Annotated in this window: 9 protein-coding genes; 8 read left to right on the forward strand and 1 reads right to left on the reverse strand. The window is 60.6% G+C overall.

The features are described from left to right. The first annotated feature begins 120 nt into the window (after positions 1-120). From mptB to HMPREF2792_RS08710, 5 genes are all read left to right on the forward strand, one after another. Positions 121-1,884: a polyprenol phosphomannose-dependent alpha 1,6 mannosyltransferase MptB gene (mptB, locus tag HMPREF2792_RS08690; protein ID WP_070532923.1), complete on the forward strand. Its 1,764-nt coding sequence runs from the start codon at positions 121-123 to the stop codon at positions 1,882-1,884. 6 nt (positions 1,885-1,890) lie between these two features. After that, entirely contained in the window at positions 1,891-2,805 is a 915-nt protein-coding gene (locus HMPREF2792_RS08695; RefSeq protein WP_070532925.1) for an ABC transporter ATP-binding protein, read from the forward strand. 45 nt (positions 2,806-2,850) lie between these two features. Further along, positions 2,851-3,612: an ABC transporter permease gene (locus HMPREF2792_RS08700; protein WP_070524271.1), complete on the forward strand. Its 762-nt coding sequence runs from the start codon at positions 2,851-2,853 to the stop codon at positions 3,610-3,612. 82 nt (positions 3,613-3,694) lie between these two features. After that, complete coding sequence (locus tag HMPREF2792_RS08705) at positions 3,695-4,705, forward strand: COX15/CtaA family protein (RefSeq protein WP_070524273.1); 1,011 nt, start codon at positions 3,695-3,697, stop codon at positions 4,703-4,705. A gap of 102 nt (positions 4,706-4,807) precedes the next feature. Beyond that, positions 4,808-5,779, forward strand: a complete 972-nt coding sequence (locus tag HMPREF2792_RS08710; protein WP_070524523.1) for a quinone oxidoreductase family protein — start codon at positions 4,808-4,810, stop codon at positions 5,777-5,779. Positions 5,780-5,798: 19 nt separating this feature from the next. On the opposite strand, the gene HMPREF2792_RS08715 is transcribed toward HMPREF2792_RS08710, so the two are convergent. Beyond that, the gene (locus HMPREF2792_RS08715) at positions 5,799-6,743 is read right to left on the reverse strand and encodes a heme o synthase (RefSeq protein WP_070524276.1); all 945 of its coding nucleotides are present in this window, start codon (positions 6,741-6,743) and stop codon (positions 5,799-5,801) included. Between the two features lie 340 nt (positions 6,744-7,083). Here HMPREF2792_RS08715 and tkt point away from each other — a divergent pair, with 340 nt between their 5' ends. The 3 genes from tkt to zwf all read left to right on the forward strand — a co-directional run bounded on the left by tkt (position 7,084) and on the right by zwf (position 11,955). Further along, entirely contained in the window at positions 7,084-9,159 is a 2,076-nt protein-coding gene (tkt, locus tag HMPREF2792_RS08720) for a transketolase (protein ID WP_186312173.1), read from the forward strand. A gap of 44 nt (positions 9,160-9,203) precedes the next feature. Continuing rightward, positions 9,204-10,292, forward strand: a complete 1,089-nt coding sequence (gene tal / locus HMPREF2792_RS08725) for a transaldolase (RefSeq protein WP_070532929.1) — start codon at positions 9,204-9,206, stop codon at positions 10,290-10,292. A gap of 130 nt (positions 10,293-10,422) precedes the next feature. After that, positions 10,423-11,955, forward strand: coding sequence for a glucose-6-phosphate dehydrogenase (zwf, locus tag HMPREF2792_RS08730; protein WP_083299248.1), 1,533 nt, complete (start codon positions 10,423-10,425; stop codon positions 11,953-11,955). Positions 11,956-11,974: the final 19 nt, after the last annotated feature.

An 11,974-nucleotide genomic window follows, 5' to 3' on the forward strand; every position in this document is an offset into this window, starting at 1 on the left:
TGAATCATTCCCTGTTTAGACAACACTAGTGTTCCTTAATTCATTCCCAATTTCCACTCTTTCCTTCGTGTCGCGGGCAGCTAGTTCCCGCTCACCACTGAGCCGCTAAGGTAGACAGTCATGAATATGGAACGCGACTACACCCGATCGGGGCGGCTGCCCCGCGTCATCTGGGGCGTGCGCGATGAGCTTCCCCGCATGGGTGTTCCTGGTTCCCGTTCCGCGCTCCTTCACCAAGACTTCCCCGACTCCGCCGAGGGAGCAGATCACGCCGCGCTTGGCGACGCCCACCGCCGCACCATCTCCCAGCTGCGTACACTGTTCACGCTTCGCTGGCTCGGCACGATCGGCGCACTGCTCATTGCACTCGGCGGCTTGGGCGCCGGCGCGCTCCCAGTGGTGGGAAACCCGTATGAGTCCTTGCCTTTCGGTTCACTCATGTCACGAATGCTGCAGTCTTCCTCCGCCATCGTGTTTATCGGTGTCGGCTTCATGGTGACCGCGTGGATTTGTATGGCCCCACTCGTGGGAGCTCCACTGCGCCTGCGCAAGGCCGAACATAATCCAGGGACAACGGGCGACGGGGAAGATACGAGGTTTAGCCACTCCCCCCGAGTGCTGACGCAAAGCCAAATGTGGCGAACCTGGCTGGGATGGGTACTTCCACTACTGGTCACCGCTCCCCTTTTCACCCAAGACATCTACTCCTACCTGGCCAACGGATCCATCGTGCTGCAAGGCCTCGATCCCTATTCCGCAGGCCCCGTCGAACTGCTGGGTGCCGATAACGACCTTGCCCGTTCCGTCCCATTCATCTGGGCAAACTCCCCCTCCCCGTATGGCCCTGTGGCGTTAGGACTGGCCGCATTGGTCAGCTGGCTCACCCACGACTCCATCATCTGGGGTGTAGTCCTGCACCGAGTGTTTTCCCTCGTCGGCATTATCGCTGCTGGCTGGGCCATTTCACGTCTCGCCACCTGCTGCCGGGTGGCGCCGGAGGCCGCACTCTGGCTCGGCATCCTCAACCCCTTGACCATCCTTCACCTGGTAGGAGGCATTCACAATGAATCCTTCATGCTGGGGCTGGCTCTCGTCGGGGTGGAATTGGGCCTTCGGGCTGTCAACGATTCCCACGCCGCCCGTTGGCGGGTATGGGCACTGTTCATCGCGTCTGGCGTCCTCATTTCGTGCGCCGGCATGGTGAAGGTTACCGGCTTCATTGGACTTGGGTTTGTCGGGATGGCGGCTGCTCGCAGGCTCGTCGACAAGCACGGTGTGCCCGCCGTCCGGGCGGTCCTTGGCGCCGGTCTTGCCCAGCTGCTTCTGCTCGCCGTCTCTATTGCGGCAGTCACGATAATCACGGGTATCGATATTGGATGGATCTTTGGTCAAGGCGGCGCGGCTACGATCCGTTCCTGGCTCTCTGCGACGACCTCCGTGGGCGTCGGCGCCGGCTTCCTCGGGATGCTGTTGGGTTTGGGTGATCACACCGAGGCCATTCTCAGCGTCACCCGCACTGTCGGCGTCATCATTGCCGCCGGTTTTATGCTCCGCATGCTGTATGCGACCTTCCGCGGAGCCATCCACCCGGTGGGCGGACTCGGTGTGTCCACCTTCGCGCTCGTGGTTTTCTTCCCAGTCGTCCAGCCCTGGTACATCCTGTGGGCGGTGCTGCCGCTCGCGGCGTGGGCAAACCGGCGCTTCTTCCGTATGGCGGTAATGATTTACTCCGGGTTGATGAGCTTCATCGTCCTACCGCGCGGGCTAGGCCTGCCCCCAGGCACGGTCTTCGTTATCTACTTGGCCGCTGTGGTGACGTTCGTAGCACTGATCGCTGCGGGGTGGGTTGCGTTGCGTCGAGCGGGCGTGCGTGTCTTAAACTAACTGCCCGTGACTAGATCGGCTCTCATTCTAGAAAACGTCATAAAGACCTATGGCGACGTTAACGCGGTAAATGGGCTGAGCTTCCGCGCTAATTACGGCGAGATTCTATGTCTGCTTGGCCCCAATGGTGCGGGCAAGACAACCACCATCGAGATGTGTGAGGGATTTAAGAAACCCACCTCCGGCCACATTGAGGTTCTGGGGCTTGACCCTGCACGCAACCCTGACGCGGTGCGCGCCCGCATTGGCATCATGCTGCAGGGCGGAGGTTCTTATTCCGGAATCAAGGTTAAGGAGATGCTGCAACTTAGCGCCTCCTATAACGACAATCCCTTAGACCCGGAATGGCTACTGGATACCCTAGGGCTGCGCGCGGTGGAAAAGAATAGTTACCGCCGTTTGTCGGGCGGGCAGCAACAGCGACTATCTCTCGCCTTGGCCATCATTGGACGTCCAGAATTGGTCTTCCTCGATGAACCCACGGCAGGTATGGACGCACAATCGCGCCTTGCCGTGTGGGATCTCATCCGTGCGTTGCGTGCAGATGGCGTGACAGTCATCCTCACCACGCACCTCATGGATGAAGCAGAAGCACTCAGCGACCGCGTGGTCATTATTGATCACGGCCAGCTCGTCGCCAGCGGCACCGCAGCGTCGCTGACGAGTTCCGCTGATATCCCACAGGTGAGTTTTGAGACCGCGACTCCAGTGGACCTTGAGGCGCTGCGTAAGGCAGGCATCTCCGCCGACGCTACCCGCCCCCTCCACTACCGCCTTACCTCTTCGGTCAGCCCAGAGGTCATCGCAGAGCTCGCCACGTTCTTAGCCGCGCACAACGTTGTCCTCCGCAACCTGCAAACCTCGCACCGAAACCTCGAAGAGGTCTTCCTAGATCTCACCGGCCGCGAGATGCGCAGTTAGCCCGCATCTGACACCTACCACTTTGTTTGATCAAGGAGAAGCTCCATGAGCACCTTCGCACCCGGCACATTCAGCCCGAATCCGCAGCGCGTTGGCGTTGCCGCCATGGCCCGTGCCCAAGGGGCAATCGAGTCAAAGCTGATGCTGCGGCACGGCGAGCAACAGCTACTGAGCATCATCATTCCGCTCGCTATCCTGATCGGCGCCGCCAAGATGCAGGACAGTACGGGCCACGGCGTAGAGGAGATCTTCCCCATGGTCCTGGCCGTCGGCGCTACATCCTCTGGGTTTACCGGCCAAGCTATTTCTCTGGCTTTCGACCGTCGCTATGGCGCGCTCAAACGAACGGGCGCATCAGGAGTTCCGGCCTGGGCCATCGTGGTGGGAAAGATCCTTGGCGTTCTTTCAATGGTGGTACTTCAGGTCCTTGTACTGGGCACAGCAGCTGCCATCCTCGGGCTGCGTATTACTGCCGGCGGTGCCGCCATCGGCGTGGTGGTGTTGGCGTTTGGTGTCGCCACATTTACAGCGCTCGGCTTGCTGCTCGGCGGGACCCTCAGTTCAGAAGCTGTCCTGGCGGTGTCCAACCTCATTTGGTTCATTCTGCTCGGTACCGTCGGCTGGGTGATGTATTCCCAGGGTCTGGGCGATAATGGGGTGCTCACGCTCGTGCCCACTGTGGCGATGGCCGGTGGGCTCGACATCGCTCTTAAAGGAGCATTCCCTGTCTTTGAGATCCTCGTCCTCATCGGTTGGTCAGCGGTAGCGTCGTTTGCAGCGGTGCGTTGGTTCCGCTTCGAGGGCTAAAAGTGATTCTTCTCCCTTGCACGGCGTGACGCACATACTGATTTTGGTTCCGGAGCGGTGCCGAACGGTAGGCTGAGTACCCGTGAGTACTGCCAACATTTCTTCTCAACGCACCCCTGCGCCTGCTACAAATCCTGCAGGCCCCTCGCTGAAGACACAGCGCATTATCGCACTCGTCCTCTTAATCTGTCAGGCTGGCATTACAGTATCGGGTTCCATCGTCCGCGTGACCGGTTCCGGCCTTGGTTGCGTGACGTGGCCCAACTGCCACCCCGGTTCCCTCGTCCCCATTCAAGGCGCGGCCCCCATGCTGCACCAAGCCATTGAATTCGGTAACCGGCTTTTGACCTTTGTTGTTGCGGCGGCGGCCATCGCCAGCATCGTGGCCGTTCACAAGGCGCAGCGCCGCAAGGAGCTCAAGGTCTATGCTTGGGCGGGGCTCGCAGGTATCTTCGTGCAGGCACTCATTGGCGCCCTGTCGGTCGTGCTGAAGCTTTCTTGGTGGAGCGTGGCAATTCACTTCCTCCCCTCTATGGCCCTGGTGTGGATTGCGGCCATGCTGTTCTCCCGCATCAACGAACCCGATGACGGAACCCCTACTCGCCTCTTCCCTGCCGCCGTGCGCACCCTCGCGGTCGTTGCTGCGGTAGCGCTCTCCATCGTGCTGCTGACCGGTACCTTTGTCACCGGCTCCGGAACACACTCCGGCGACGCTGGCGTGGGCATGGAGGGACGCCTCGGAGTCGATACCTATGGCATGGCCGTCATCCACGCTATCTGCATGTACGTCTACTTGGCGCTGACCCTCATCGTGGTCTTCCTCCTTCACCGCACTGGTGCGCCCAAGGCGGCCAGGAAGGCCGGCTGGGTGCTCATTGCCTGCATCGTCATCCAATGGGCTCTTGGCGTAACGCAGTTCTACCTGCACATTCCACGCTGGACAGTCCCCTTCCACGTTGGCATGTCCTCGGTGGTTACGGCCTTCACCGCCCTACTGTGGGCGCATGGGCTGCGCCGAGTCCGCACCACTGAAATTGCTTCCTCCAGCGCTACTCAAACTGGTGTCGAAAGCAGCTCCGCAACCCAACGCTAGGACAACCCGCTAGGTGCTCACAGCGCCGTCTTCCCCACCACACTAGGAGGAAGGCGGCGCTTTTGCTGCGCGGGGGCCGGGGTGTCGTTTAGCCTAGACACCATGCATGCTATTCAGGTGACCACGACCGGAGGGCCTGAGGTCCTCACCTACGCCGAGGTAGATTCCCCCACGCCATCGCAGGAGCAGTTGCTTGTCGACGTCTCCGTGGCCGGCGTCAACTACATCGACACCTACTACCGCGAAGGCATCTACAACGCCTCTGTGCCTTTCATCCTCGGCCTCGAAGGCACCGGCCGGGTTGTGCACGATCCCCAGGGGGAGATCGCCCCGGGCACGATGGTTGCCTGGGATCACGCATTCGGTTCCTATGCCGAGCAGGTCTGTGTGCCGCGCGACCGCGTGGTGGCCGTCCCGGATGAGATCCCGTCCGCCGTCGCTGGGTCCATGCTCCTCCAAGGCATGACGGCCCACTATCTCACCCACGGTGTATATCAGCTTGGGGAAGGCGCATCGTGCCTCATTACCGCCGGTGCGGGCGGCGTCGGCCTAGTCCTTACGCAGATGGCCAAGTCCCTTGGCGCCACCGTTTACTCAGTGGTTTCCACCGATGAGAAAGAAGAGCTGGCCTACGGTGCAGGTGCTGACTGTGTCTTCCGCTACAGCAGTGGCCTGGCCGAACAGGTACGCCGCCACAACGGTGGGCGTGGGGTTGACGTGGTTTACGACGGCGTCGGCAAGGCGACCTTCGGCGAGTCCCTCGAAGTCGTGCGCCCGCGCGGTACTGTGGCGCTCTTCGGCGCCGCATCGGGACCAGTCCCGCCCATGGATCCGCAGCTGCTGAATAAGCACGGCTCCATCTTCCTCACCCGCCCCTCACTCGGCGCCTGGACCTCCCAAGAAGGCGAGTTCCAGATGCGTGCTCAAGCCGTGGTGCAGGCTGTTATCGACGGCGAGCTTGACTTCCGCGTATCTGCAGAATATCCGCTTGCAGAAGCCGCTCAGGCCCACCGCGACCTCCAAGAGCGCAAGACCACCGGCTCAATTGTTTTGCGCGTGCGGGAGGAAGAATAGCTAGATAAACACTAGCTAATTAAAAGAGCGTGGCTGACCAACCCAGCATGCGCCCGATGGGCTCCCAACCCACGATGGCGTCGATGGACAGGCCGATGAAAAGAACTGACAGATAGTTGTTGGAGTAGATAAACAGGCGCATGGGCTTGACCTTTGCGCCCTTCTTTACTCCTTGGTGCAGGCGGATGGCCATCCACAGGAAGACCGCACCGGAAGCCACCGCGGCCACCAGATAGATCCACGAAGCGGCCGGGATGATGAGGAAGGTTACGATGACCGTTCCGATTGTGTACCAAACGATTTGGCGAGTTACTTCCACTTCTCCGGCAACAACGGGCAACATCGGTACCCCAGCCTTGCGGTAGTCCTCTTTGTACTTCATTGCGAGTGCCCACGTGTGTGGTGGGGTCCAGAAGAAAATGATGAGGAACAACACCACGGCCTGCCACCACTTATCGGGCTCCCCCGCGGGCGCGTTATCCCGAATCACTGCCCAGCCCACCATGGCGGGCATACAGCCAGCGAGACCGCCCCACACGATGTTCTGGGAATTCCGCATCTTGAGGAACTTCGTGTAGACGATGACGTAGAAAAAGTTGGTCAACAGCACGAAGAACGCGGCCAGCCAAGAATGCGCCAGCACGCCCAGCCAAAAGACGGACAGCGCCAGCATGACCCAGGCGAAGGCAGCGGCATTGCGGCGCGCAATGGTCTTGCGCACCAGCGGGCGAGCGCGCGTACGTTGCATCTTCTGATCGATTTCATAGTCCACAACGTTGTTGAACGTGTGGGCTGCTGCGGCACCCATCCAGCCACCAAAGATGGTGGATAAGATGAGCCAGAAATTCGACGACACCGCCTCGAATCCACGCTGGGCCTGGAGCATAGCCGGGATTGCTGCCACGAGGAGGAGCTCAATGATCCTCGGTTTCGTTAGCGCAAAATAGGCCTTGATGGTCTCCAAGGAACAGTCCTCCGTAAATCCGGCACGTGGGTGAATGGCTTATTGGTCTGAAGTAGTGGTCGTCTGCTCGTGCTAGAAAGTTCCCAAGGACGTCTAGAACACATCCTGAAAACCTCGTGGCGAGAATCCAGATCATTCTCCGGAGAAAACTCGCCGGCCACTGGCCGATAGCAGGGAGCAACGGCGTCAACCATGCCAGATTACCGTCCGAAACCTGGTTTCTATAATCCCCCGCCGAGGATCGAAAAACCTTTACACTGATAAACGGTATATCTGTTTCCAGAAGCGAAGTGAGGTTTTCGCCGTGTCGCACGATAAGTTGTCCCCGGAACTGCAGGCTATGGTCCAGCGCCGCTACCCTTCGGACTGGAGTGACCTCGATACCCGCGCCGTGGATACTGTGCGCGTGCTAGCTGCCGACGCAGTCCAAAACTGCGGCTCCGGCCACCCGGGTACCGCTATGTCCCTGGCCCCGTTGGCCTACACGCTCTACCAACGCGTGCTAAACCACGATCCAGCAGACGCCCACTGGGCCGGGCGCGACCGCTTCGTCCTTTCCGTCGGACACTCGTCCCTGACGCAATACATTCAGCTCTTCCTCGGTGGCTTCGGCCTCGAGATGGAGGACCTCAAGTCCTTGCGCACCTGGGGTTCCAAGACGCCCGGCCACCCGGAGGTGCACCACACCGACGGCGTAGAAATCACTACCGGCCCGCTGGGCCAGGGCCTGGCCTCCGCGGTTGGTATGGCAATGGCCGCGCGCAAGGAGCGCGGATTGTTCGACGCCTCCGCCCCAGCGGGCGAGTCTCCCTTCGATCACTTCATCTACGTCATCGCCTCGGACGGTGACCTGCAGGAGGGCGTGACTGCTGAGGCTTCGTCCCTGGCGGGTACGCAGAAGCTGGGGAACCTCATCGTCTTCTGGGACGACAACCGCATCTCCATTGAGGACGACACCAACATTGCCTTCAATGAGGATGTGGCCAAGCGCTACGAGGCCTACGGCTGGCATGTGCAGACCGTCGAATCCGGCGAGGACGTTGAAGCCATCGAGGCAGCCGCCGCCGCTGCCCGCGCCGAGACCTCCCGGCCTTCCTTCATCCGTGTGAAGACGGTCATCGGCTACCCGGCACCGAACAAGATGAACACCGGTGGCGTCCACGGCGCCGCCCTCGGTGAGGATGAGGTCGCCGCCACCAAGGAAGTCCTCGGCTTCGATCCTGAGCAGTCCTTCCACATCGACGAGGAAGTCCTCGCTCACACCCGTGAGCTGACTGCCCGCGGTGCACAGAAGCACGCCGAATGGCAGGAGAAGTTCGACGCATGGGCTGCGGCCCACCCGGAGGAAAAGAAGCTCTTCGACCGCCTCCAGGCCCGGGAACTTCCGGCTGACTTCGCCGCTGACCTTCCTACCTGGGAGGCAGGCGAATCTCTGGCCACTCGCAAGGCCTCTGAGGCCGCTATCCAAGCGCTCGCAGCCTCCCTGCCGGAGATGTGGGGCGGCTCCGCCGACCTGGCGGGTTCCAACAACACAGTCATCAAGGGTGCGGATTCCTTCGGCCCGGAGTCCATCACCACGGGCGCCTGGACGGCCACGCCTTACGGCCGCAACCTGCACTTCGGTATTCGTGAGCACGCCATGTCCGCAATCATGAATGGCATCGCGCTGCATGGTAATACCCGCGTTTACGGCGGTACCTTCCTCATCTTCTCCGAGTACCAGTACCCTGCCGTCCGCCTCGGCGCTTTGATGTCCACCGATACTTACTACGTGTGGACCCACGATTCCATTGGTTTGGGTGAAGACGGCCCCACCCACCAGCCGGTGGAGACGCTCTCTGCCCTCCGTGCCATCCCCAACCTCTCCGTCATCCGCCCGGCCGATGCCAATGAGACTGCCCAGGCATGGGCAGCGGCACTCGAATACAAGGCAGCGCCGAAGGGTTTGGCGCTGTCCCGACAGAACCTGCCCGTGCTCGAGGGCACCAAGGAGAAGGCCGCCGAAGGTGTTCGCCGCGGCGCCTACGTCCTCGTTGAAGCATCGAAGGAAACCCCGGACGTCATTCTCCTCGCCACCGGTTCCGAGGTTCAGCTCGCGGTAGAAGCCGCCAAGCAGCTCGAGGCTGAAGGCACGGCAACGCGCGTTGTCTCCGCTCCGTGCCTGGAGTGGTTCGACGAGCAGGACGCCTCCTACCGCCAATCTGTCCTTCCCTCCTCGGTCCGCGCTCGCGTCTCCGTGGAGGCTGGCATCTCGATGCCGTGGCACAAGTACACCGGTACCTTCGGCCGCACTGTATCCTTGGAACACTTCGGTGCCTCCGCACCTGCCGCAGAGCTCTTTGAGAAGTTCGGCTTCACCGCCGACGCTGTTGCCGACGCCGCCCGCGAATCACTGAACGCTGCCAAGGAAAGCTAGTTTCCCGTTCCGAGTTCTCACCACGAAAGGATCTGCACAACACCATGACGCATATTGATGAATTGGCTCGCCTCGGGACGTCGACCTGGCTCGACGATCTTTCCCGCGAGCGCCTAGACTCCGGCAATCTTCGTGAGCTTTTGGACACCAAGTCCATCGTGGGCGTCACCACGAACCCAGCAATCTTTGCCGCGGCAATGTCCTCCGGCACTTCCTATGACACCGAAATCGCAGCGCTGAAGGAAAAGTCCGCTACCGCGGATGAGGCAGTGTACTCGCTGGCAATCGACGATGTCCGCAACGCATGCGATATCTTCATTGAGATTTACGAGAAGTCGGGCGGGCGCGACGGCCGCGTCTCCATCGAGGTTGATCCACGCATCTCCGCCGATGCAGACGCAACCTTGAAGCAGGCGCGCGAATTGTGGACCAAGGTTAACCGCCCCAACCTCATGATCAAGATTCCGGCTACGGAAGGCTCCCTCCCAGCCATCACCGAGGCGCTTGCGGAAGGTATCTCCGTCAACGTCACCCTGATCTTCTCCGTAGAGCGTTATGCCCACGTCATCGCTGCGTACAAGGAGGGAATCAAACGCGCTGCCGAGGCTGGAAAGGACGTCTCCACGATTCATTCCGTGGCATCCTTCTTCATCTCCCGCCTGGATACCGAAGTGGACAAGCGCCTCGAGCTGATCGGCACTGAGGAGGCCCTCGCACTGCGTGGAAAGGCCGGGGTTGCCAACGCCCAGCGTGCCTATGCCCTATTCCTCAAGGAATTCAAGGAGCCAGGCGCACACCTGCCGGCTGGTGCACACCCGCAGCGCCCTCTGTGGGCGTCGACGGGCGTCAAGAACCCCGACTACCCCGCCACGCTGTACGTCTCCGAGCTAGCTGGCCCAGATACCGTCAACACGATGCCGGAAAAAACCATCGATGCTGTTCTCGAACAGGGCAACCTGCACGGCGACGCTCTCAGTGGCTCTGCTGAGCAGGCAGAGAACGTGTGGTCACAACTGAAGGCAGTCGGCATCGACTTCGACGATGTTTTTGCTGTGTTGGAGAAGGAGGGTGTCGACAAGTTCGTCAACGCCTGGGAGGAATTGCTTGCCTCCATGACCGATCGCCTCTCCTAATCGAACGTGAATTCTTGACCGCCTACAATCGCCGCGCGCACCGCAAATGGCCATGCAACTATGGTCGGCGGGGCGCGTGTCGCTATGCTGGGCTGTTGGACTTACCTCACACAGACCGAAAGGACACTTAGTGAGCACTAGCAGCGCGTGGGTCAACCCGTTGCGCAACTCGAAGGATAAGCGCCTGCCACGCATCGCCGGCCCCTCTGGCATGGTGATTTTCGGCGTCACGGGTGACTTGGCGCGCAAGAAGCTCCTCCCCGCCATCTACGACTTGGCCAACCGCGGATTGCTTCCGGCAGGTTTTACTTTGGTCGGCTACGGCCGTCGCGACTGGGACAAGCAGGCATTCTGTGACTATGTCCGCGAGGCCGCCGAAGCAGGTGCGCGAACCACCTTCAACGAGCATGTGTGGGAGCACCTTGCCAAGGGAATCGAGTTTGTGCAGGGCAACTTCGATGACGCCGGCTTTGACAAGCTTTCTGCACGGCTGGCGGAGCTCAATGACTCCCGCGGCACGGGTGGAAACTGGGCCTACTATCTTTCGGTACCTCCGGAGTTTTTCTCCGATATTTGCCACCAGCTTGAGCGCGTCGGTATGGCCGATAGCACGGATAATTCCTGGCGCCGCGTCATCATTGAAAAGCCATTCGGACACGATCAGGCTTCCGCGCGCGAGCTCAACGAGATTGTCAACGCCGTCTTCCCTGAGTCCTCGGTTTTCCGCATCGACCACTACCTGGGCAAGGAAACGGTCCAAAATATCATGGCCCTGCGCTTTGCCAACCAGATTTTCGAGCCAATGTGGAATGCGCATTACATCGATCACGTGCAGATCACGATGGCTGAGGACATCGGGCTGGGCGGGCGTGCCGGCTATTATGACGGCATCGGCGCCGCGCGCGACGTCATCCAAAACCACCTCCTCCAATTGCTTGCTCTCGTAGCAATGGAGGAGCCCTCCTCCTTCGACCCCGAGGCTCTTCAGGCGGAAAAGATTAAGGTGCTGCGAGCCACCAACGCCGTGCATCCGCTGAACAAGACCACTGCGCGTGGCCAATACTCCGCCGGCTGGCAAGGATCGCAATATGTCAAAGGCCTCCGGGAGGAAGAGGGTTTTGATCCGGAATCCACGACGGAAACCTATGCAGCCTGCACTCTTGAGGTCAATTCCCGCCGCTGGGCGGGCGTTCCTTTCTACCTGCGCACTGGCAAGCGTCTCGGCCGCCGCGTGACTGAAATTGCGCTCGTGTTTAAGACAGCTCCCCACCAGCCTTTTGATCAAGGCCAAGCAGAGGCCCTAGGCCAGAATGCCGTGGTAATCCGCGTGCAGCCAGACGAAGGCGTCACCATGCGTTTTGGTTCCAAAGTCCCCGGATCCACGATGGAGGTCCGCGATGTCAACATGGACTTCGCGTATGCCGAGGCCTTTACGGAGGAGTCTCCCGAGGCCTATGAGCGCCTGATTCTCGACGCCCTCCTTGACGAGTCCTCCCTCTTCCCCACTAATGAAGAGGTTGAGTTGTCTTGGTCCATCCTCGATCCCATCATTGAATACTGGTCCAACATTGGTCAGCCGGAGCAATATCGCGCCGGCACGTGGGGACCGGAGTCTGCCGATAAAATGCTGCGCCGCCGGGGACATTCCTGGCGTCGTCCGTAGGTCCCTAGGAGGAATGGCT

It is taken from the genome of Corynebacterium sp. HMSC068H04 (assembly GCF_001811255.1).
GTDB classification, from domain to species: Bacteria; Actinomycetota; Actinomycetes; order Mycobacteriales; family Mycobacteriaceae; genus Corynebacterium; species Corynebacterium hesseae.